This is a genomic window from Paenibacillus sp. WLX1005 (genome assembly GCF_046603685.1).
In the GTDB taxonomy this organism is placed as follows: domain Bacteria; phylum Bacillota; class Bacilli; order Paenibacillales; family Paenibacillaceae; genus Saccharibacillus.
On sequence record NZ_CP176756.1, the window covers coordinates 4,663,401 to 4,686,987 of the forward strand.

Below are 23,587 nucleotides of genomic sequence, written 5' to 3' on the forward strand. Positions count from 1 at the left end.
CCACTTCGCGATTGTACTCTGACCTTACTTCATACCTCTAACCAACCTATAACAAAGCCGCACTTCTATATATACAGAGTGCGGCTTGTCCGATTCATACTATGACACATGCAATCTTTCTCTTTTGACAACTAATATTTAAACGATCCGACTTAGAAAATGCGCTACAAATCGCTCTGCATCTACATCCAGCGCTACATCAATACGCGGTCCATCGCCAGCATGAACACCAGTCGTTTTGCCCAAAATAGTAGCGTCTCCGCACTCCACATGCACATGATACGATTCCGTCTGCACAAAGCTGGCATCAATCGCGGCCCCCACTGCAAGCGGATCATGGAGTGCACAGCCACGACCGTCGGGAATAAAGCCTTTGTATGCTTCCATATAAAAGTCGGTCATATCCGCGAGAAAATTCGCCACCTTGCTGTTCGTGCTGCGCCATTGCTCCAGATGTGTAGCAGTCAGCAGTGTACGCATCGTGACATCCAAGCCGACCAGCGTTACTTTCAAGCCAGAACCAAACACGAGCGCTGCCGCATCTGGATCGGAATACGTATTCGCTTCTGCATACGGCGTCACATTGCCGGGTACAGTCACTGCGCCGCCCATCATAATCAGTCGCTCCATATGCTCTGCAATACGTGGCTCCAATTGAAGCGCGCGGGCAATATTGGTCAGCGGACCGACTGCAATTACCGTAACTTGACCCGGATTATCCATCACCTGCTGCACGATAAACTCCGGTGCAGACAATACTTCCGCCTGACGTGCAGACGGCTCACGATACTGATTGCCAATCCCATCCTCGCCGTGGATATGACGGGCAAATGGCTTCGTATAATCACGACTCAGCGGCTTCCCTTCGCCTGTATACACTGGCAACGGACGCTCCAGCTGATCCAATACGACCAGTGTATTGCGCGTCGCTTCTTCAACGGTAATGTTACCGAATACCGTCGTCATGCCCAGAATGTCCAGTTCTGGCGAATGGACAGCGTATGCAATAGCGAGCGAGTCGTCGATTCCGGTATCTACATCTAAAATAACTGATTTTTTCATCTGTCGATCTCCTTATCTTTATATATGGTTGTTTCATATAATACGTTGGTCAGCAGTACAATGACAATATCTGAATTTAAAATCGTAGTTGGGCTGCATATTGATAACGCTTCCGGCAGGTTATGTGCCACAATATACAGCATATTCCTCAAATTGCATTCATTCCAGCTTCACAGTACTATAGTCAACCAGCCATTTTTTTTGTAGAATAAGAAGACATGTGATGTGAGACATTTAATGTTACATACGATGTGCATGCAATATTACTCTTCCGTCAGATTGGAAGAACTCCATCGATGATCATCACAATCGAAATTACGGAGCAAACGAAATGGAGGATATTATGAAGAAATCCAGGTTGATGTGGCTATCCATGGCTTTCCTTCTTGTTTTCGGAATCTGTACAGGTAGCTTCAGCCCCAGTGCATCCGCCCAATCCACAGAAGGCAAGACGTATCTAATTGGAACGGATATTACGTTCGCACCGTTCGAGTTCCAGCAGGACGGTAAATATATCGGGATTGATATGGATTTACTTGCTGCAATCGCACAAGATCAAGGGTTTAAATATGAAGTTAGACCTTTAGGGTTTAATGCTGCTTTGCAAGGACTACAATCCAATCAGTTGGACGGTATGATTGCAGGAATGAGTATCACAGATGAACGTAAGCAAACTTTTGATTTTTCCCAGCCTTATTATGAATCAGGCGTTGTTATGGCTGTCGGACAAACTAGTGACATCAAGTCGTACTCTGATTTAAGTGGAAAACGTGTAGCTGTCAAAACAGGTACTGAAGGATATTCATTTGCAAACTCTATCAAAGATAAATACAACTTTACCTTAGTGCCATTTGACGACTCTGTTCAAATGTATCAAGAAGTAACTTCAGGTAATTCGGTAGCTTGCTTTGACGATTATCCTGTTGTTGCCTATGCTATCCAACAAGGTTTACAACTCAAAACTGTTACCGATAAAGAAAAAGGATCTCCGTATGGATTTGCTGTGAACAAAGGTAAAAATCCTGAATTGCTACAAAAATTTGATGCTGGTTTGGCTAATTTAAAAGCCAATGGCGAATACGATCGCATCGTAGCTAAATATTTGGGTGATACTAAACCTGGTCAAGAATCTACAACCGCCCCGCCTGCTAAAAATCAATTACAGATTATGAAAGAAGCTTTACCTGAATTGATCAAAGGTTTGGGTATGACGCTATTATATACAGTTATGTCACTATTCTTTGCTTCTATTTTTGGTCTAGTATTCGGTTTTATGAAAGTCAGTCATAATAAATTAGCTCGTACCATTGCAACGATCTTCGTTGATATTTTCCGTGGTATTCCTCTGCTTGTATTGGGCTTATTCATTTACTTTGGTCTGCCTTATGCATTTGGGTTCCAGATGCCACTGATTGTTGGTGCAGTATTAGCACTCAGTCTGAATGCTGGTGCATACGTAACTGAAATCATACGTGGTGGTATTCAATCAATTGATAAAGGGCAAATGGAAGCAGCCCGCTCACTTGGATTGCCTTATCGCAAAGCCATGATTAAAGTTATCATTCCACAAGCAATCAAAATCATGATTCCTTCGTTTATCAACCAGCTCGTCATTACGCTGAAAGATACGTCGATTATGTCTGTTATCGGTCTAGTTGAACTAACTCAATCCGGTAAAATTATTATTGCTAACAACTACCAGTCGTTTACCATTTATGGCATGGTCGCTATTATGTACTTGATTGTTATCACTATCTTAACCAAAATTGCAGATCGTTTGGAAAGGAGAACACGCCGTGGGTAAAATCGAAGTCACTAACCTCAAAAAGAGCTTTGGCTCCAACGAAGTACTGAAAGACATTAACATGCGCGTCAACGAAGGCGAAGTTGTTTGTGTCATCGGTCCATCTGGTTCTGGTAAAAGTACACTGCTGCGATGTATGAACAAGCTGGAGGAAATTACCGCTGGTCGCGTCGTGGTCGATGATTACGATATTAGCGACAACAAAACAGATATTAACAAAGTTCGCGAAAATATCGGTATGGTGTTTCAGCATTTCAACCTGTTCCCGCATATGAATGTAGTTAAAAATATTACTTTTGCACCAGTCGAATTGAAAAAGCAGTCCGAATCCGAAGCTAGAGCAACTGCACTGAAGCTACTTGATCGTGTCGGATTGTCTGATAAAGCAGAAGCGTTCCCCGGCAGTCTGTCCGGTGGTCAAAAGCAGCGTGTGGCGATTGCACGCGCACTGGCGATGAACCCGGATATTATGCTGTTTGACGAACCAACATCCGCGCTCGACCCAGAAATGGTCGGCGAAGTGCTCGGCGTTATGAAAACTCTCGCTAGTGAGGGCATGACGATGATGATCGTGACGCACGAAATGGGCTTTGCCCGTGAAGTGGCAGATCGCGTGATCTTTATGGATGGCGGGTATATCGTGGAAGAAGGTTCTCCAGAGCAAGTATTTGGCAGTCCGAAGCATGAACGGACGATTAGCTTTTTGGAGAAGGTATTGTAGGATTGTAGATATAGTAGTAGAGTATGTAGCTGTTAAATATTCATTTTGTTCATGTTAATCACGATAAATAAAAGCCTAAGATCAGCATATGATTGTTGATCTCGGGCTTTTATTGTATGTTTGCAGTTTAGTTGCCATGTTCGAAATGCTTGCATAATTTCTTCTAGATACAGGAACCCCCAGCAACATGAAAACTAGCGTGTCCCAGATTAATATATCTATAAGTGAATAAAAATTAATAATATTGAATATTTATTCTAATTAGCGTACACTCTAGTTTATGTATTACATCAACATACTTCCACAACAAAGCAAGCTACATACAGGAGGAGCAACGAATGAATATTAAGATTCGTCAAACAACAGAAGAAGATCTACCCGCAGTCACAACTCTCATGCAGGAATACATCGGCGATTTCTACAAAAAGCCATTACCTGCTACCGAGCAGTTGCATCACTTGATTCGTACTATGGTCGCAGGTCAGCATGGAGTTCAATTCATTCTGGAGCAAGACGGCAAAGCGGCAGGCTTCGCCACGTTATACTTTTTATTCAGCAGCATCAAAGCGTCTCCTGTTACGAACATGAACGATTTGTACGTAGCGGAGCATTTGCGCGATACCGAAGCAGAACAGCAGTTGTTTGATGCGTGTCTCAAGTATACGCGAGATCATCACTTTGCGCATATGGCGTGGGTAGCTACGCCGGATAATGTGCGTGCTCAGCAATTTTTTGAACGGAACGGATGCACCCTTGTACCGTGGGTCGATTATATGATTCAATAACATAAGTGCATACCAAATGGCAGCGATATATGAATATTGTATGCATACATCGCTGCCGTTTATTGTATTCTTTCTTCCAATCAATAATAGGTAACAGGAAAAATATTCAATTGCAGCCTTTCACTTCAGAACGATGGAATCCGAAAATAGTCATTCCAGAAACTATATCAATGATACCGCCAGCGATTCAATCTAGCAAAATTGCCCGATAATTCAGCGCTTCATCCACAATCTGCTCTGCCGTCAAGTCCCGCTCATCCCAGAAGATCAGATTGCTCACCTCTGGATGCGGCACCTGCCGCCGCAAAAGCTCCAACCACTCGTCCTGCTCACCCTCGCTGCCTTCACCATCCATAATACGCTGCACCAGTGCAATAAGCTGCTCCCGATCAAGCTGTTCCATAGTAGCATTCAACCTCCCGCGCCATTCAGTTTGGATACTCTACTGGTTTTGATACTCTCCTATCCCATATTCATAGCGTGTAGTGACTAATGTAACAGAATCGAGAGTTTTTTTTCGTGGCGAATTATTGTCATGCCTTCCCCAACCATTATCATTTCGCTTCCCGTTCCAGCGTAATCAACAGTGCCTGTGTCAAAATATCCACACCCGTAAACATCGCATCACGGTTAAAGCTCATCTTCGGATGGTGTAGCCCGGGACCAAGATCGCAGCCCAGACCAAGCATCGTACCTTTCACATGTGGTTTACGAATCGCTACCTGATGGAAATCGTCTCCACCAGTTGTCAGCAGTGCTGGAGAGGTATTGTCCGCACCGAGTATGGCAGTGATCGCTTCCGCCATATATTGCTGCGCCTGTTCATCCACTTTGGCGGCAGCCAGCCCGTGTGCGATTTCCAGTTCTACATCTGCACCGTATCGCATCGCTACACTGTCTACGACGCGTTGTACATGTTCGGTCAATTCTTCCATCACTTCGTTTGTCTGGGCGCGTGTATCTAGCGAAAATTGAGCATTGCCCGGAATAATATTGCGCATCTCCCCCGCGTGCAGACTCGTCATCTTCACCGAATGCGGAATACGCGGATCCATATGAATACGCCCCAGCTCATTAACGATGGATGCCGCTACTTCAATGGCATTGATACCAAGATGTGGACGTGCACCATGTGCGTCATCGCCGCGAATCGTACCCTTCACACCGCGACTGGCTCCATGGACAATTGCTGGTGCCGCTTTCCCATCCGGCAGCTCCTGAATCGGACGCAAATGTACGCCAAAATAGAAATCCATATCGTCAAAAACACCTTTTTCTACTAGCGCAATCGCCCCCGCACCGATTTCCTCAGCAGGCTGAAAGACAAAGCGAATGGTTCCTTTCGGCAGTTTACCTTTTTCCTTGAGCGCCATCACTGTACCCAGCACCATCGTCATGTGTGCATCATGCCCGCAGGAATGATTCGCGCAATATTCACCGTCGACCTCCTGCCAGAGCGCATCCATATCTGCTCGTAATCCAATCACCGGTTGACCAGAGCCGATCTCGCCAATAATGCCCGGGCAATCGTCAAAAGTAGTCACCCGGCAGCCCAGCTTCTCCAGCCATTGCTTGATATATGCCGCCGTCTTCCATTCCTTCATGCTCAATTCAGGATGAGCGTGTAGATGTTCAAATACTTCCGTCAATGTAGCACGTAACTGTTTATCTGTCGCGACTGTCATACGAGATCATTCCTTTCACTATTCATCTTCATATTCGTATTCAACCAATACATGCTTATCCAGAACATCTCATTTGCTTCAGCAGATCGTTTATGGAATATAAAATTTATTAATATGCTGCTCCTCAATCTGCTTCACATTGCCTTCATTCCGGTTCGCAATCTCCATGATGATCGCATTCAGCAACGAGAAGATCACCGGCGACATCTGGATAATCGAACGTGAAGGCAGATCTAGCGTGAATACAAGATCAGCATGCGGAATCACCGGCGCTGCCTTGTAATCGGTAAAAGCAATCACATATATGCCCTTCTTCTTCGCTTCCTCCGCAATCCATAATGGCTCCATCAGATACCGGTAAAAGGAAAACACAACGACTACACTCTGCTCGTTCAAATAATTCAAATGAATGTTCTCCTCTGGACGATACAACCGACAATTGCCCTTGATCGAATTGAGCGAAAAGGACAACCAGTGTGCCATCGAAAAGCCAAAGTTCAGACCAGTCACCAGCACCTGATCTGCATGATCCAATCGGTCAATCGCCGTCTTCAGCTGTTCTTCCGATAGCGATTTTGCCACCTTATCAATGTTTACCTGATCCAGCCGCATCGCCTGCCGATAATATGGCAACTGTTCATCCTGAGTTTGCCCATCTGTTTGCAGATCATGCACATCGGTATAGATGTTGTATACTGCCTGACGCACATCCTGCTGCAACTCGCTGTACCCCTGATATCCGAGCGAGTAGCAGAGCCGTACGACCATCGTCTCACTGACGCCCAACGCTTCGCCAACCTTTTTGGCAGACTGAGCGGCAAAGATCGTCGGATCATTCAGCAGGGCATCCGCTACTTTTTTCATACCTTTCGTTAATGACGCATATTGTTCAGCGATACGATCCTGATATGATGTCAGCATTTATCACCTCGATTAAAGTTTTTAATTCAAAAAATGATTGAAATGAAGGAAATCCTTTATTATGATATAGCATAACACCAGAACGGTTGTAAGAAAAGTTGGGACATGTGCAAATTACTTTACATGAACCGACGTAAATTACCAGATTGTAATATAGCTATTACCAGATATAGTACATCCCTTGTAAGCTGGCTATGCTATGTAATATAACTGCAATATGACCGCCTACAATTTGTAATTCACTTGCCTGCATCATTCCATGCTTGCTCATACCTTTATGTATGTTCGCGTTTGTTGAAATATACACCTTTATTCCTGAAGGAGGAAATGTTTATGGATACTCCCCGTCACTTGGATACGGCACCACCTGTTGCACCATCACCACAAAAGAATCGGCTCAAAATGCCGGATGCGTACGTCTTGCTGTTTCTGGTAGCACTCGTCTGTGCAATTGCTACGTATATTGTCCCTTCCGGTGCATTCGACCGGGTCACAAACGATGAGATTACGACTACCGTACCGGGCAGTTACCATGCGGTTGAGCGTTCGCCGGTTACATTTGTCGGCTTCTTCTCAGCTATCGCCGAAGGCATGGCAAACGCTGGACCGATCATTTTCCTGATCCTGTTCACCGGTGGAGCAATTGCCGTACTGGAACAAACAGGCGCAATTACTGGCATGGTGCACAGCATCGTTAACAAATTCCGTGAGCGGCAATTTCTATTTATCCTCATCGTAGCTGCCATCTTCTCCATCCTCGGCACCACCGGAATTGTCGTCAATTCCGTGATCGGCTTCATTCCGCTCGGTATCATCGTCGCCCGTGCGCTAAAATGGGATGCGATGCTGGGCGCGGCTGTCATCTATCTCGGTACATATGCAGGCTTTAACTCCACTCTGCTCTCCCCGTCACCGCTGGGCATTTCGCAAACCATCGCCGAGCTGCCGTTGTTTTCAGGTATTGGATTGCGTACAGTCATCTATATCTGCTTTGTCGCAGCGACCATTGTCTACTTGGCATCCTATGCACGCCGATTGAAAAGTGACAAAGGCAGTCTGCTCGGTAGCGACTGGTTTCCCAGCAAAGCGTTGGTAAGCGACAATGAGGATAGTGAGAATGTTGTTTGGACAGGTAAACAGAAGCTGATTATTCTTGTCACCGCACTTTGTCTCGCTGGTTTCTTGGTCGGTACGTTTCAACTCGGTTGGGGCGATAAGGAAATGGCGGGAACCTTTATCCTGATTGCCATCATCGCTGGGCTGATCGGCGGCATGGGCGGCAACGGTATCGCCAAAACATTTATCGGTGGCTGTCAAAAGCTCGTCTACGGTGCATTAATCTGCGGTATGGCACGATGTATCTCAATTATTCTCGACGATGGAAATATTCTGGACACGATTGTCAATGGACTCGCCAACCTGCTGCAAGGGCATGGTCCGATTTTCGTCTCGGTTGGTATGTATCTGGTGAGTGCTCTGCTGCATTTCCTGATCTCCTCCGGCTCTGGCGAATCCGTCGTGTTAATTCCAATTCTAGCGCCGCTCTCCGATCTGCTCGGCGTCACTCGTCAGGTGACCGTGCAGGCAGTAATGATGGGTGAAGGCGTTGTGAACTGTCTCAATCCGACGTCCGGTGTGCTGATGGCGATTCTGGCAGCGACGGGGATTCCGTATACCCGCTGGCTAAAATTCATGTGGCCGCTAGCGCTGACGTGGTTCTTGATCGGACTCGCTTCCATTATCGTCGGCGTGCTGATCAAGTGGGGACCATTTTGATTGCTGGGCGGTTCATCCAAAGATAAACACTCACAATCATAGCAGCCAAGTTCTGAGTTCTGAGTTCTGAGTTCTGAGTTCTGAGTTCTGAGTTCTGAGTTCTGAGTTCTGAGTTCTGAGTTCTGAGTTCTGAGTTCTGAGTTCTGAGTTCTGAGTTCTGAGTTCTGAGTTCTGAGTTCTGAGAAAAGTATACGTAGTTCAATATGAATGGCAATCAAAATGTTGTTATAGACTGAACTGTAAACTTGTTCAGCATTCATATACTAGTGTGCATGATTTAGTAGTTACAGCAAAGAGCCTTCTTACTAGCAGAAGACTCTTTTTGGGATACTGCGCAATTAGCAAGAATTATTCGTTCGGATTGCTGTCACTTTCCCACGTGTAAGTCGTTTCCATCTCGACCTCGGCAGTACTGGTGGTGGACAATACGACTCGATATGGCGTTGGCGGGATATAGATCATGTCCGTCGGAACACGGTAGTATACACGAGCCGAACCGTTGAGCAGTTTCACTTGCAGCGGGTCCCACTTTTTCGTAGAGAAATTGTATTTTTCAATCGATACAATCATCTGACCATTCTGCTTGACGTTCAGACCAACATAGCTATCACCGGATGAGTTGTATTTTGCTGCAACAAAAGCTCCGTCTTTCTTAGTCACTGTAAAATAGTCAAACGTCGTGTCTGATGTGTCCTGCGTCGTGAACCCGCCGCCTCCACCTTTGTTGGCTACATTGCCGGATGGTAAAGTAGATGCTGCATTTGCGGTTTGCGCTGTTGTTGCGATTAACAGTGCACCTGTCAGCAATAAAGTACAATATCGGGATAATTTCATTAATATGTCCACTCCTTTTATTGCCCGAAACCATGTCAATCTCTCGGGTGAATCTGTAGCTATTCGAACAAACCTGAAGTGCTCACCTCCCTTCCAGGCTTGATCGGCAATGATGCAAGGTTCCTTTTTATGTAATATGAAATCGGAATTTCTTTATACTATACTTTGATTTTGCTGCTGTGTATAATTTAGTGTCTTATGTTGTTTTCGTAATAACGCTGGATCTGGATCACTTGGAATTATTTTCATTTATAAAAAAAGCCAGTTCATTTTGCAGCAAGGACGCATCCTTTTGCAAAATGAACTGGCTTTGTGTATATAAAAAGGCAAACATAACAAACTAGTTACAACTAATCAATTGATTTTATACTCAATAAGAATCTCAAAATCTCCATTTGGACAAAATACACCTGGATGTCGACCACTATTTTTGTCAAAGAACATAAGATTTCCACCGCATTTGGGACAACTTACTTTCTCGCCACTCATTGCTTTTTGTCGTATTGTTTGCATTAATTCAATTTCTTTCAATACTTCATCGTGACTTCTTTTCATAGCGCACTCCTTTCTCAACGGTAAGGCAGTTCAGGATAATTATTTTTAACCATTTTGATAATTTCTTTTATCTCACTAATTTTTTGCTCGACAAGAAGCCTAACAGTGTTCCCCCACCAGCTACTATCGATCGGCTACCGACAACTGCTGTCCCGTAATCAGATCGACACCGGTGAAATACTTCCTAAATCCCTTTCACGGTGCCTACTTCCGGTAACGCATCGACTCCGTAGCTAAACCCACTTTGCCACCATGTCGCTCTATCTGCACTGAGTCCAAATGGATCAATATACGATACCGGATTTCCATTCATATGCATCTATAAATTAATCATCGAGTCTTATATGATCATTTAATTAATAAAATAAAGAATAACCTTAAAGACATGTAGTCAATTTAAGGTTATTCTTTGGTAGACTTGCTATTGCTGATTCGATCTTTTATCTAAACCCAAATTTTCAGTTACATTATTTTTCTTGTAGTCAATCATGATTTTAAAATCTTTATTAGGGCAAAAAACACCAGGGTGTTTTCCACTACCTAATTGGTTAACAATAAGCAGTTCACCACACTTGGGACAGTAAACTTCTTCTCCAGCCATAGCTCTATCGGAGATTTGTTGTAGAAGTTTAATCTCTCTTAAAAACTCGTTTTTATCCATATTTCCGCTCCTTATCTGTAAGGAAGTTCCGAATAAAGTCTATTCACCTGATTAATAATATTACGAATCTCTCCAATTGATAAATTGGGATTTACATGTTTAGACTCTCTCATATATACTATAAATTCTTCTCTACGAGTGTGAATTTCTGAGTCGATTTTATTGTGGATAACTTCATGTATAATTGTCTGTGCAGTCTTTTGTAAAGATTGTGTATTGGCCACATAAACAACAGATTTACCACTTCCAAATGCTTCCCCATACAATCCGCTCTTTTTACTATAATCTAATAAGATTCTAATTTTATTTTCTTCAATCAAGTCCAATGTTTGTCTTCCAATTTCCGATCTTCTAAGTTCACGATATAAATTTTTAGGAGCAATTCGTTGACCATTTAAAGCAAAGTCGTTTACAAACATCTCACTAGGTCTAGCATGTTTCGTTTGTATAGCCTGCAGGTCTATCTTTCTGAGATTCCCAATCAACCAGGCTTCGCCATCAATCGTTTCCTTAACAGCCACTTTACCGCCTGGCAAGAAGATTAACAGTGTTCCTCTACCAGCTGCAATCCGATTTGGCTACCGATAATTGCTGTCCCGTAATCAGATCCACACCGGTCAATACTTCCTGAATCCCTTTTACAGTTCCTACTCCCGGTAACGCATCGACTCCGTAGCTAAACCCACTTTGCCACCATGTCGCTCCATCTGCACTGAGTCCAAACGGATCAATATACGACACCAGATTCCCATTCACATACGCATACCGGTTCATCGTCAGTCCATTGTCGATACTTCCTGTCAGCACATCATGGTTTATGGAGCGCTTGATCTCTGGATTGTAGTACCGTGTGTGATTTGGTGCAAACCCTTGAAATCTGGCTAAATCTAGTCATGTATTTTTACAAATAAATATCGGAAGACTCACTATGTGGAACACAGTCCTCGATATACTTTAAAAGAGATTCTACTTCTGAAATATTTTTAAAACGAGCAGAGTCAATCGAACTTAGTAACTCCAACAATTGACTATCATACATTTCGCCAGCTAGAGGGTATATCTACAAAAGGGACAAATAATTCATCACTTTTTAAGCACAGAAATAATTCAAAGTTAAATCAAATAGAAATAAGAAGTCTACCCTAATCAATTATAAAAAAAGTAGATTATAGCTTGATAACTATAATCTACTTTTTTAACAGATAATTGTTTCTATACGATTTTAAAAAAAATTTATAAACGATTACATAATTTATAGAATCACTCAAAAAATTCATTTAATGAAATGCTCTATTGTGTTAAAACTCAATAAACACTTTATATTTACCAATCGATCTCTTCATACAAACGCATAATCATATTTTTATCAAATTCATTTAAATCCTCCAAAGAAATCTTATTATTTATTTCATCAAGTTTGATAAGAGTTGCTAAAGCTAAGTCCCCTATTTTATAATAACCAATCAATTTATCTTGAGGACTTCTTCTTAAAGACAGATCATTTAACCTGTCTAACATGTTTTGCGTATAATATTTACTTTTACCGATATAAGTCATTGTGTGATATAAGATCACAGGGTTATTTTCTTCCAAAAAAACCTCCAATTCTTCAATCGAACAATTGCCTTCATTAATTCTTTTTACAATATCCATGCTATCTCCTTTATTCATTTTAAGTGACTAGTTAGTAAAGCTCTCTCTTGTAGATAATTTTCAAATAATATATTTGCAATATCTTTACGTCCTAAATCTTCAGCTATTTTTATTTCTCTTAAATAAGCATTTAACTCCATCTTAACACGATTAATAGTTTGAAAATGAAAACTCATACCACGAAATCCTTTATTCAAGTCATCAGCATATCGATTCATCGTAAGTCCATTGTCAATACTTCCTGTCAGCACATCGCGGTTAACGAAGCGCTTGATCTCTGGATTATAATAACTGCTCAAAACATTTTTGACATGGAGCTAAAATAGGATTAGTAGATACCCACTAACAATCAGTTTAGATTCGACTGATAAAAAAACCTTGAAAGATATTGCGTCTCTCAAGGTTTCTACACTTATATTTCTTTCTTTTTGAAATGGTTAAACATAACCAAGAGATATTCTTGCAATTTATCTGGTTCATCCCAGAAGTCAGCAATCAATCTCAATCTTCTTTTCTACTTATTGCATAGGCAACATCCCACTTAAGAACTCATTAAAGTGTTCCAATAATGTTCCTGTTTCTAAAAAACAGACAACAACATTCTGCTTAAAAATATTTCTCATTTAATATTTTTAAGCATTGATCCATTTATAAGTACCTCTAGTTGCTCAAAAGCAGCTTTTTCAGTAATTTTTTTAGCTTGATCTAATCAAATCGTTTGTATATGCGTATCCATGATTATCTAATCCCCAATTCTAATTTCAAAGTTGGATTAAATTCAACGATCTTACCTATATATCTGCTTAGACGTTTTATTTATGCAAAGTAAACATAACATCGATAGGATTAGCATTTCCAAAAAAAGAGTGATACAGTTCGTTTGCTTTCACTGGGTTTAAGCAATTATGTTTTTCGAATTCATTTCCTAATTGCTTTAATAAGTCTACTTCTCTAGAATCAAGAATTTTGTCTTGAATTAGAGTATTAGAATCATCAGCATAGTACCATCCTTTGTCCAAGATTGCGGATTGAGCAGAAGAATAAGCAAACTTGATTGCGCCAATTTCTATATATTCATCTAAAAACGGGTGGACAATTAATAAGAATGTCGAAACCAAAAAAGATCGTTTATGGATATGTCTTCGTATTCTCACCTTTTCGTAGATAATTTCACAATCATCAGGGGCTTCCTTTAAACAAATTGTAGATAGAGTCAAAATAAGTAATGCCTGTTCTTCTTCTACATGGTCTACTATTTTTTTGAATATTATTTTCTCTTCTATCCCCATATTACTCATGTTATCTAAACAGCGCACTGCTTCTGCTACATCAGTTTGTTGCATAGAAATCAATCCAATATATTCGTCTAATAAAGATTCTTGAACATAAAAGTAAGGATATTCAACAAGAGTTTCGATATATAATGCTCTATATTCTTCATGAATAGATTCTTTTAACAATAGCAGTTCTTGAAATTGTTCTTCTGTAAATAGATACATCATAGTTTCTTTTATAAGTTTAAGTACACCAGCCATAATATTGTAATTTTGGTTAGCGATACTTTCTCTTAACAGTTGTAAAGTGGAGTGTATCATAAGATTCCTTTCGAGATTTTTTATAAAAGCCTTTCTCCTATAAAACATTCGAAGAAAGGCTTTTATAATCATTTACATTTTCCAGAAAATATAGTTCCGACTATACTTTTATTGCTCCTAGCAATAATGGATTGAAAGATTCCGGCCAAATAGTGTTCTCATCATAAACAGCATTAGTAAATACTGCATCTGAAATTCTTTTACAAAGCATAACCGCTCCTGCAAGATTTGCATCTGTAAAATCAACACTCCAAACATCAGTTTCTTTTAAGGTAGCTTTGGATAAGTTACTACCTTTCAAGTTTGCCGCCGCAAGATTAGCTTTAGTAAGATCACAAGACTCCAAATTGGCAAATTCTAAATCTGAAGTCATTAATAGGGCTGATGTCAAAATTGCTTGGCTTAAATTAGTATTCTTAAGTTGTGCACCTCGTAAATTTGTTCGGGATAGATTAGCTCTCTTTAAACTTTGATTATTTAGAATAGCCCTGTGTAAATTTAAGTCATTCAAATTGGCTGCTTCAAGTGAATCGATATTCAATTCAATAGAATCGTTAGAAACAAAGTTTATAGTAATTATGCTACTCATCCTTTCTAATCTTAATGATTTCCCCAATCAAATGAGTCAATTTTCAAATCTTCCCAATTTATTATATTTTCTTTTTTTCCTCCGGGATATGGAGTTGTTGGGATTTCAATTCCCGCTACCCTACTAGAAATATATCGATGATTACCATCTATTATTATAGTTCCATCAACTTTAACAGGTGGTGGGACCTCACCATCTGCTAATCTATTGACATAGCGATTTATTGCTGGTAAAGACACTGCTTTTTGTTGTGTTTGTAATGTCGCTCCCCGCATTGCATCTTTAATGTGCTGCTCAGTAACTTCCAGACCTTTTTTCCAAGAAGAATCATTATTATCTTTGCTATACAACATAGAACCAATATTATCGCCTGCCATAGGACGATCTAGTCGTGGAGCAATTTCAACAGCCTTCTCAATATTATTAACACGTAATTTACCAATCAACCAGGCTCCGCCATCAATCGTTTTCTTGATCGCTACTTTCCCGAAAATCTTTCCGCCTGGGATGCCGATACTTAGGATTGTTCCTCCACCTGTCGCGATCCGATCCGCTACCGACAACTGATGTCCCGTAATCAGATCCACACCGGTAAAGACTTCCTGAATCCCTTTCACAGTGCCTACTCCCGGTAACGCATCGACTCCGTAGCTAAACCCACTTTGCCACCATGTCGCTCCATCTGCACTGAGTCCAAACGGATCAATATACGACACCGGATTCCCATTTACATACGCATACCGATTCATCGTCAGTCCATTGTCAATACTGCCTGTCAGTACATCGCGATTCACGAAGCGCTTGATCTCTGGATTGTAGTAACGGGCACGCATCTGGTACAAACCATTGGCATCCGTCTGTACACCGTCACGTCCATTGTACTGGAATGGTTGTTCACTTGCACCGGTGTGCTCCAGTTGTTCTCCATAGGTATCGTAGGTGTACGTATCGGTAACTTGACCTTTGTTGTCGGTCAAAGCGATCGTACTACCGCGCATGTCGTACTGATACGTTTGGTAATTGCCACTGGCATCTTCGCGACTGATGAGTCCTTGACCGTAGACGTACCATGCTTGCGGTGTGCCGGAAGCGTCGGTTTCCATCAGCACTTGCGACAGAACGGCATGTGGATTGATGATCTGCTTCGTCGTCACACCGCTCACGGTCATAGAGTTACGGTTGTTTTCGTTATCGTATCCGTAGCTTAAGCCGCCGGCTTGGATCAGACGGTTGCGAGCATCGTAGCGATAGTCTTGCATACTACCATTCAGTGGACCATGCAGCATATTGCCTTCGGCATCGTATTGGACTGCTTGTCCGTTAACGGTAGCCAGACGGTTGTCTGCGGTATACGTCAATTGTAAATCGCCATACAATCCGTAGCTGTCTTCGGTAACAGTTGTTGGTTCTGCTGTATTGGTTTTACCGTTAGCAGGTTGATTCGTATCATTCACAGTATTGCCATTAGCATTTTCAGCATCGGCATAATCCGATTCGGTATTATTGCCGTTTGCTGCGGAATGATTATATACATCCTGCTGGACGCTGGCGTTGTCTTCCGTTTGTGCAGCTGTAGCGGATAATCCGCTTTGGATCATGACGTCTTCCAGTTCTGGTGACAGACCTGGACCGTATACGTCGTAGGTTACGCTATTGAGCGGGCTTTGGACTTCGCCGCCCTCTTCTTGAATGACGTTACCTGCGGCATCGTAGGTATAGCTCGTTTCGACCATAACACTGCCATCTGGGTTCAGCACGGTCAGGCTAGTCAATTGTCCAGCGGCATTGTACGAACGGGTTTCTTTCGTTCCGTCTGCACGTGACGTGGAAGTTAGGCGACCGTTGGCGTCGTAGCTGTATGCCGTTTTGCGTCCGTTCCAATCGGTGACGGTGGACATATGACCGACGGTATCGTACGTGTAGTGTACTTTTTTGCCGTCTGGATAGGTCAAAGTCGTTAATTGTCCAGCCGCATCGTAGCTGTAGCCGATGGTATTGCCGTCGCCGTCAGTATATGTTTCGACGCGGTTGAGGGCATCGAATGTGCGGCGTAGCACCTTGCCGTCGCTGCCTGTGACGGACAGGATGTTTCCATTCTCGTCGTACTGATATGATACGTTGCCTGCTTGGTCGGCAAACTGGATCAGGTTGCCTGCGGCATCGTAGGTGTAGTTCGTATTTCGTCCATTTTTGTCGGTTTCTTTGCTCAACAGCCCGACGGTATTGTATTCATACGTATGACTGCCGCCTGCGGCATCTTTTTCATTCGTCAGACGACCTAGCAGATCGTATTGATATTGTGCCTGATTTCCATTGGCATCCATCATGGTGGTGATCTGTCCGAATGCATCCATTGCTTGTGATGTGTGCCCTTGTATGGCATCGCTGACGTCGGTCAGTTGACCCAATTTGTCGTAGCTGTAGTTGGTTTTACGGTTCAGCGGATCGACGGATTGGGTGAGCTGGTTCAGCTGGTTATATGCACTTTTGTACGTGTTGCCGAGAGCATCGGTCATTTTCACCGGATTGCCAGCGGTGTCGTACTCCACGGTGTACATTTTGTTGTTGAGTGCATCCCGTGCTTCAGTTGGACGACCGAGTTTGTCGTACGCATACCGGATGCTGGCACCCTGCGCATTGGTTTCGCTGAGCAGTTGACCGGCTTTATCGTAGGCAAAGACGGTTTTGCGATTCAGCGGGTCGGTCACACCGGTCATGCGTCCTTCGGCATCGTATTGGATACCGATTTTGCCGCCCAGTGCATTGGTCATGCCTGTCAATTGACCGTTAGCATCGTAGGTGTAGCGGGTCACATTGCCTTTGGCATCTGTCACACTGGTCAGGTTGTCGTGACCGTCGTACGTGTAGCTGTTCTTATGATTCAGCTCGTCGATAACAGACGTCAGTTGATCGTTGTCATTGTAAACGATACTCGCTGTATTGCCTGCGGCATCCGTCTGTGTCGTCATGCGACCAGCCTTGTCGTAGCCGATGAGTGTGGCTTCGCCAGTGGATTGAGTGACTTTGTTCAATCGGAAACCGTCGTAGCTGTACAGCGTTTTGCCGCCACGCGGATCGGTTGCCGAGGTGAGCAGTCCCTGATCGTTGTATGCGTAGGTGATACTTTGACCTTCTGGGTTGGTTGTCGTCAGCAGTCGTCCCTGATTGTCGTAGGTGCTCGTAATGCTGCTGCCATCTGGTCCGGTTGCTTTCAGCAAATTGCCAAGACCGTCGTAGGTCATGGTCATAGATTGACCGGACGGGTCGGTCACTTTGACAACATTGTTTTTGTCATCGTAGACAAAGCGTGCCGTCTGATTCAGCGCATTGGTAATGCTCGTACGGTTGCCCTGATTGTCGTACGTGTACGATGTCTGACCTTCCAGTGCATCCTGTACTTGAAGAAGCTGATAATTGGCATCATGGACACGCTTCTGTACGTTGCCGTTACGGTCAGTAATGGTCGTTGTGAATCCATTATTATCCTGACTGTAGGACAGCGTCGTCTGATGACCATTAATACCGTCGGTTTGTTTCAGGATACGTCCTTTGCTGTCGTAGCTGTTGGCGAACACTTGCTGACCATCCAGCTTGCCAGTCAGAATCTGATGATTTTTGTTATACGTGTATTCATCTTTGATTCCATTGGGAGATGTCAGGGTGATGAGTCGTCCAGTATCGTCGTAGGCAAAGCTTGCCTTGCGTCCCGACTGATCTGCAACAGAGCTGATGCGTCCGGCAGTATCGTAATCCAGTACGAGTTTGGCACCTGTTGCCGGTTCGATCACACCAGAGATTTTGCCGCTGGCATTGTATTGCATATTCAATGTGATGCCGCCAGAATTGCCCATCGATTGCAGCTTGCCATCTTTGGAAAATTGCAAATTCGTACGGTCGTATCGATTTAGGCTATAGCTGCCGTCTTTGTTTTTGAGCAATTGATCATTACGTACCGCCTTCTGGCTGGACACATAACTACCGTCTGCCTGACGGGTAAAGGTATTATACCGGAAATCGTTCCAGTATAGATTGACGCTGCCGTCTTTGGCACTCTCTTGCAGGCGCATCGCATAGTTATGACTCCAACCTTTGCCCATCGCGCCATTGCCTTGCAGTAGAGAATAATATTGTGCCTGGAATGGAATATCCAGACTGCCATGTGCGGACAGCATTGTTTTGTTAATGATCTGTGCGCCAGTCGATGTATCAATCGGATCAGCGTAGAACGTTTGCGGATCATAGCTGCCGGGATCAAGCGAGCTGACCGGCTGACCTGTCGGCGGCGTTGGTGTCGGTGCAGGGATGACCGGATCGGTCGTTTCTTCCCAGCGGAATAGACCGTATGGACTGTATACGTCTACTGTTTTGCCGCTTGTATTGCGTACGATTGCGGTATTGCCACCACCGATAGAAACGGGACCATTGCCCGGTTGCTCGGCTGCTTGTTCAATCCAATAATGGAATGTACCGTTGACTGTCAACGTATGAGCTTTGTTGGTCACATTCAGTGATTTGAGCATATTGGCGGCACCCAGACTGTAGACAGACAACGCTTCATGCTCAGCATCGACAAAAGAGAAATTGTCTTTGTTCGCATTGACTGTTGTTGCTGCGGTCTGGCGTGCAGTCAGAATGGCATAGCCACCAGATGGTACGGTAACGGAAGTTGCGGTACTCAAGCGCTCGTAAGAGGCGTTCGGTTCACCGGAAGCATCGTATACGGCGACATCGTACGTGCCATCTACACTCAGACGAGCCGTTCCACCGGAGTTGTTGACTGCTTTCATACTTTGTCCGTTGTTGAGCGATTTGATCAGCAGATCATTGCCCTGCGTGATGCGAATCGCTTCCGTTGGAGCGTAGACGGTCACTGGTGCAGTATCGACGTTAGTCACGACGATGCGCACGGATGGCTGCAACGTATGCGTACTCACGGTAGTACTGTCGTTGCTGCTAGTCATCGTACCCGCTGCATTATACAACTGGTACGCATGCGTTCCGTTCACCCGCAGATTGAATGCACCTGGCGAAATGTTACGAATTGAATAGCTTTCGCCGGGTTCCAGCGTTTTGACGGTTACTGGTCGCCCTTCCACATTACTGATCTGGAAAGCATCGTAGGAACCGGAAAGCTTCACTTGCTGATCCGCTGCACCCGAGATAACAAAGCGGTCGCCTTTGGATAGTGCATGTACTGTTCCGGTATCGGCAACTGCATAATCTTCTGGATTCCCACTCGCTCTATAGCGAGCATAATCATATGTGCCTTCGGTATACAGATTGGCTGGAGACAGTACATTTTGTACCAATGCAATCGTGCGCTGCGAATCTACATTCATCGTAAAGGTAACCGGATGTTGACGGTCTTTGAATGTAAATGACTCGTACGGTGCATAGACGATCATGTCTTCGGTATCGTTATTTTGAATACCGATGCGTCCACCAGAAGGCAATTCTTGCGTGGACACGCCATTTACCCGATACGTATATGCTGTTAGGCTGCCATCGGCTCCATAACGAGCCAGACTGTATGCGCCTGTCAGACGTACGGATGAATCCAAAGCTTCGATATTGCTGGCATCCATATATTCGCCAACTTGCAGGGTACGCTTGATGAGTGCCGGGTTGGTTCTATTTTGGATATCAAAGGCATCGTAAGGTCCTTCGATGATCGCAGGCTGCGTCGTATCAGAGCCTGTTACTGCCAGCTTATAGCCTGCGGATACGGCTTTGAGCTTACCGTCATTCATCAATTGTAGCTCGTCGACCTCACCACTTGCTTTGCGTTCTACATAATCGTAAACGCCGCCGATGGAATACAGACTGAACGACTTGTCTGTCGTATTGGTCAGATTCAGACTTTGCCCATTAGTCAGCGTTTTGCGGAACGTGACAGGAGTGGTGCGTTGGTTATCGGTAAATAATTCGTATGCCGCGTACACTTCAATTGGTTTCTCGTCCGTATTCATCGCAGCTAATCGCTGACTTGCATCTACGGAACGGTAGCCCGTTGTCGTCTGTCTGATATAACTGTTCGGTTTGCCCGCAGGATCATAATCCATCAGATCGTGACGACCAGTAAAATAAACCTGCTCAGTGCTTGACGCTTTGTTAACAAACTCCAGACTCTGGTTGATGGCAAGCTGCTTGATCAGGAGTGCCGGATTGGCGCTGGATTGTACAGCCGTGACATCATATGGCGTTAACAGCACAAATTGACTATTCCCAGAATTGGTCAATGTGGCACGTTCGCCGCTATAAAATGGCAACGAGATTTGCGTACGGTTATGATCCAGCGAGCGCAGCGAATTGTCCGCTTTGTAGCTAGCCTGATCATAGGTGCCTTCTGTATACAGATTGAAATTGCCTGGACTGTTGTTAGACAGTTTCAAACTTTGCCCAGCGTTCAAATATCCTTTGTACAATGCTGGTTCGGAGCGATTGCTCCAATCGAAAGCATCGGCTGGACCATAGACGGTCAGCGGAGTATTGTCGCTGTTGGTCACAATAGCCTTTTGCTCTTTGGTGACGGTATGCGTATCGGCTTTGATCGGATTGCCAAAGCTAGCGACACGATTGTCAGCCTGATCGTATACGACATAATGATGCTGCCCGTCCGCTGTCACAGGGAACGAATAACGGGAAGTATTGACTGCTTTGATCGTCTGTCCCGATTCCAGCGTACGCTTGAACGTGATCGGCTGGGTACGGAAAGAGAATCGGAATGCTTCATAAGGAGCATAGATCAAATCTGTCGTCGTGCCGACGTTGGTAAACGCGACACGTTCACCGTTAGCCAGTTGGAAGTAACTATTTTGATGATAAGAATCGTATTTGATAATGCCCAAGCTATCATAGAACGCGTAATCATAGCGTCCATTTGCTTGAATGGTTGCGTTATTATGTGTCAGATTGCTTGCTTCCAGTGAACCGCCGGGTGGCAGATTGTAGCGATATAACGCCGGATTGGCGGAATCGGAAATCTGGGTCTGCTCCTTCGGAACCTTGATCGTGATAGATGTGGAGCTGCTCGGATTGGTAAATACAACCGTATTGCCGATTGGCAGCAAATAGTTGGACAGCGTGCTGCCATTATCGTATTCTGCTACATCGCCGGATGCGTCGTATTCGGCATGCTCGTATAGTCCGTTCATCAAGAGCTTGATCTGATCGCTGGAGCTATTTTTCACTTTGATGCTGGCGTTAGGAGCCAGCGTTTTGGTGACCATTGGCGGCTCAACCTGCGTTGTTGTGTCAAAGGCGGGATATGCGCCCGATACCGTGATTGGCGTAGCGGAAACATTAGTCATGACAAAGCGCTGACCCGCTCGGACGAATTTGCTCGTCGTTTTGGTTGTACCCGATGACGATAATGAACCATCTTCATCGTAAATCATAAATTCATACGAGACTCCGCCATCCATATATACATAATAGTTATTGGCAGTTTTGTTGGTCGCTTGTACCGACGTATTTGGAGCCACATTGTATCTAAAATCAGCAGGAGTATATGAATATATAGTACGAATTACTTTTCTCGCACCAAATATATCGTACGTTTTGGAATCACGATTCGTAACAATCATTCTTGTACCTGCATTTAGCGTCTCTACACCACCAGAAGCATTACGTGCAAAAGATGTTGGTACATAGTAGCCGTTACTGTCAAAATGGATATTGGCATTTACTCCGCCAATTCGTATACTCTGGCTTCTCGCCGAATCCATATTCTCAAAAATATAGCTTCCACCCGGCGTTAAAGTAATCCGTTCAAGCGCGTGAAAACTAATTGTGTACACTTGAATTTGTTTACTTTTGGCATCAATGGTCATATTGGAACCAGAAAGGTTCGTGATCTCAATCGTATAATCTTTTGGGAAATTCAGTGTTGTTTTTCCTGTATCTTCGTTGTAAGATGCTACGTCGCCATTTGCCATATAACGAGCATATTCATATGACGTTCCATCCAGATAAATAGACATAGCCGCAGTATAAGAATGTGTAATGGTTACACTTTGCCCTGCACCTAATGTATAAGAATTGACAAGCGCTGCCTCGGCAGATGGTTGTTTGAATATGAATAAGGAAACAACCAATATCGCTGCTAATGCTACTACTTTTAAGCAATTTCTTATATTCATCACTGACTGCCCCCTGCCTTGCTGAAGGTACGGTCAGCAAAACCGGCTTTGGCGTGTCCGTTCGCCTTCAGCAGCACGATTTGCAAATGAACGCGTGCTTTGACAGCGCCAGATGGGGCGGTCAGCTTGGCATTATAGCTAGTCCAGCCAGTATTTTGTCTCAAGTTAAGCAGATTGTCGTAGCGAATCAAGCGTTTGTTGCCATCGTAATAATTGACGATGACCTGCACGACCGCGTCCTTCATCTCATCGGTCTTCACCCAGCCCTCGTACGTATAGCTTGTACTACCCTGAACCGGGATATCGCGGTAAATGTTAGCTCCACCACTACGCTTGGCGTCCAGCGTAATCAGTTGCGCGGTCAGATTGCTATTGCTTGGCTCATACACGTCAGCTGCAACGGTCGACGATGTATCACCATATACATTTTCTACTACAGACGGTGCATAGGTAACGTGAGTATCATTGGAAACATTAGCTGTTGTCGTCTCGTATTGGGCTTTCATGCCTTTGGTCATATACGCAGTCCATCCGGAAACGATATTGCTTTTCTGTACAGCAGGTTTGCTAGTCGACGTCACACTGAGCAGGTTACCACCATGATCGTACGTATACGTCGTTTGTTTACCGTCTTTGTCTACCGAGGTGACCCGGTTCAGATCGTCATAAGTATAATCGGCTGCATAAGCAGACGCGCTGGCGGTAAGAACAGATAGTCCTACGAGTATCGCTGCCAGCGATTTCCATCGTAATCGTGCTAAATTCAAGTGCATTCGCTCCCTTGTCCATTTCTGGCTATTCCAAG

Annotated in this window: 20 protein-coding genes and 1 pseudogene; 4 read left to right on the plus strand and 17 right to left on the minus strand. The window is 44.0% G+C overall.

All coding sequences use genetic code 11. The features are described 5' to 3' along the window. Positions 1-138 precede the first annotated feature (138 nt). A complete protein-coding gene (locus ACE3MZ_RS19980) occupies positions 139-1,062 on the minus strand; it encodes a nucleoside hydrolase (RefSeq protein ID WP_411343856.1) in 924 nt (307 codons plus the stop codon). Between the two features lie 343 nt (positions 1,063-1,405). On the opposite strand from ACE3MZ_RS19980, the gene ACE3MZ_RS19985 reads away from it, so the two are divergent. From ACE3MZ_RS19985 to ACE3MZ_RS19995, 3 genes are all read left to right on the plus strand, one after another. Continuing rightward, entirely contained in the window at positions 1,406-2,866 is a 1,461-nt protein-coding gene (locus tag ACE3MZ_RS19985) for an amino acid ABC transporter substrate-binding protein/permease (protein ID WP_411346864.1), read from the plus strand. Then, on the plus strand, positions 2,859-3,587 hold the full coding sequence (locus ACE3MZ_RS19990) for an amino acid ABC transporter ATP-binding protein (protein WP_411343857.1): 729 nt from the start codon (positions 2,859-2,861) through the stop codon (positions 3,585-3,587). The genes ACE3MZ_RS19985 and ACE3MZ_RS19990 overlap by 8 nt, the downstream gene beginning before the upstream one ends. Positions 3,588-3,925: 338 nt before the next feature. After that, positions 3,926-4,372 carry a GNAT family N-acetyltransferase gene (locus ACE3MZ_RS19995; protein ID WP_411343858.1) on the plus strand — a complete coding sequence of 149 codons (447 nt, stop codon included), beginning with the start codon at positions 3,926-3,928 and terminating at the stop codon, positions 4,370-4,372. A 187-nt stretch (positions 4,373-4,559) separates the two neighbouring features. Here the strand turns inward: ACE3MZ_RS19995 and ACE3MZ_RS20000 are convergent, their stop codons facing one another. From ACE3MZ_RS20000 to ACE3MZ_RS20010, 3 genes are all read right to left on the minus strand, one after another. After that, complete coding sequence (locus ACE3MZ_RS20000) at positions 4,560-4,775, minus strand: hypothetical protein (RefSeq protein ID WP_411343859.1); 216 nt, start codon at positions 4,773-4,775, stop codon at positions 4,560-4,562. A 151-nt stretch (positions 4,776-4,926) separates the two neighbouring features. After that, positions 4,927-6,057 (minus strand): M20 peptidase aminoacylase family protein, encoded by a 1,131-nt coding sequence (locus ACE3MZ_RS20005; protein ID WP_411343860.1) that lies wholly within the window; start codon positions 6,055-6,057, stop codon positions 4,927-4,929. A 90-nt stretch (positions 6,058-6,147) separates the two neighbouring features. Then, a complete protein-coding gene (locus ACE3MZ_RS20010) occupies positions 6,148-6,978 on the minus strand; it encodes a MurR/RpiR family transcriptional regulator (protein ID WP_411343861.1) in 831 nt (276 codons plus the stop codon). A 333-nt stretch (positions 6,979-7,311) separates the two neighbouring features. Between ACE3MZ_RS20010 and ACE3MZ_RS20015 the strand changes: the two genes are divergently transcribed. Then, positions 7,312-8,754 carry a YfcC family protein gene (locus tag ACE3MZ_RS20015; protein WP_411343862.1) on the plus strand — a complete coding sequence of 481 codons (1,443 nt, stop codon included), beginning with the start codon at positions 7,312-7,314 and terminating at the stop codon, positions 8,752-8,754. A 348-nt stretch (positions 8,755-9,102) separates the two neighbouring features. Here the strand turns inward: ACE3MZ_RS20015 and ACE3MZ_RS20020 are convergent, their stop codons facing one another. The 13 genes and pseudogenes from ACE3MZ_RS20020 to ACE3MZ_RS20080 form a co-directional block, all read right to left on the minus strand. Beyond that, the gene (locus ACE3MZ_RS20020; RefSeq protein ID WP_411343863.1) at positions 9,103-9,588 is read right to left on the minus strand and encodes a hypothetical protein; all 486 of its coding nucleotides are present in this window, start codon (positions 9,586-9,588) and stop codon (positions 9,103-9,105) included. Between the two features lie 354 nt (positions 9,589-9,942). Next, positions 9,943-10,143, minus strand: coding sequence for a hypothetical protein (locus ACE3MZ_RS20025; RefSeq protein ID WP_411343864.1), 201 nt, complete (start codon positions 10,141-10,143; stop codon positions 9,943-9,945). A 184-nt stretch (positions 10,144-10,327) separates the two neighbouring features. Next, positions 10,328-10,462, minus strand: a complete 135-nt coding sequence (locus ACE3MZ_RS20030; RefSeq protein ID WP_411343865.1) for a hypothetical protein — start codon at positions 10,460-10,462, stop codon at positions 10,328-10,330. A 102-nt stretch (positions 10,463-10,564) separates the two neighbouring features. Next, positions 10,565-10,804, minus strand: a complete 240-nt coding sequence (locus tag ACE3MZ_RS20035; protein ID WP_411343866.1) for a hypothetical protein — start codon at positions 10,802-10,804, stop codon at positions 10,565-10,567. Positions 10,805-10,815: 11 nt separating this feature from the next. Beyond that, complete coding sequence (locus ACE3MZ_RS20040; RefSeq protein WP_411343867.1) at positions 10,816-11,325, minus strand: hypothetical protein; 510 nt, start codon at positions 11,323-11,325, stop codon at positions 10,816-10,818. Positions 11,326-11,359: 34 nt separating this feature from the next. Continuing rightward, complete coding sequence (locus ACE3MZ_RS20045; RefSeq protein WP_411346865.1) at positions 11,360-11,545, minus strand: pre-toxin TG domain-containing protein; 186 nt, start codon at positions 11,543-11,545, stop codon at positions 11,360-11,362. Further along, positions 11,531-11,662: pseudogene (locus ACE3MZ_RS20050) on the minus strand (RHS repeat-associated core domain-containing protein); the annotation flags it as partial. The pseudogene ACE3MZ_RS20050 and the gene ACE3MZ_RS20045, both read right to left, overlap by 15 nt. Before the next feature lie 465 nt (positions 11,663-12,127). Then, positions 12,128-12,457 (minus strand): hypothetical protein, encoded by a 330-nt coding sequence (locus ACE3MZ_RS20055; RefSeq protein ID WP_411343868.1) that lies wholly within the window; start codon positions 12,455-12,457, stop codon positions 12,128-12,130. A 14-nt stretch (positions 12,458-12,471) separates the two neighbouring features. Then, complete coding sequence (locus ACE3MZ_RS20060) at positions 12,472-12,633, minus strand: hypothetical protein (protein WP_411343869.1); 162 nt, start codon at positions 12,631-12,633, stop codon at positions 12,472-12,474. A gap of 636 nt (positions 12,634-13,269) precedes the next feature. Beyond that, positions 13,270-14,124, minus strand: a complete 855-nt coding sequence (locus tag ACE3MZ_RS20065) for a hypothetical protein (RefSeq protein ID WP_411343870.1) — start codon at positions 14,122-14,124, stop codon at positions 13,270-13,272. A 28-nt stretch (positions 14,125-14,152) separates the two neighbouring features. Next, complete coding sequence (locus ACE3MZ_RS20070; RefSeq protein ID WP_411343871.1) at positions 14,153-14,641, minus strand: pentapeptide repeat-containing protein; 489 nt, start codon at positions 14,639-14,641, stop codon at positions 14,153-14,155. A gap of 11 nt (positions 14,642-14,652) precedes the next feature. Beyond that, positions 14,653-22,782: an RHS repeat-associated core domain-containing protein gene (locus ACE3MZ_RS20075; protein WP_411343872.1), complete on the minus strand. Its 8,130-nt coding sequence runs from the start codon at positions 22,780-22,782 to the stop codon at positions 14,653-14,655. Then, positions 22,782-23,549, minus strand: coding sequence for an RHS repeat domain-containing protein (locus ACE3MZ_RS20080; RefSeq protein WP_411343873.1), 768 nt, complete (start codon positions 23,547-23,549; stop codon positions 22,782-22,784). Before ACE3MZ_RS20080 ends, ACE3MZ_RS20075 begins: the two co-directional genes overlap by 1 nt. Positions 23,550-23,587 lie beyond the last annotated feature (38 nt).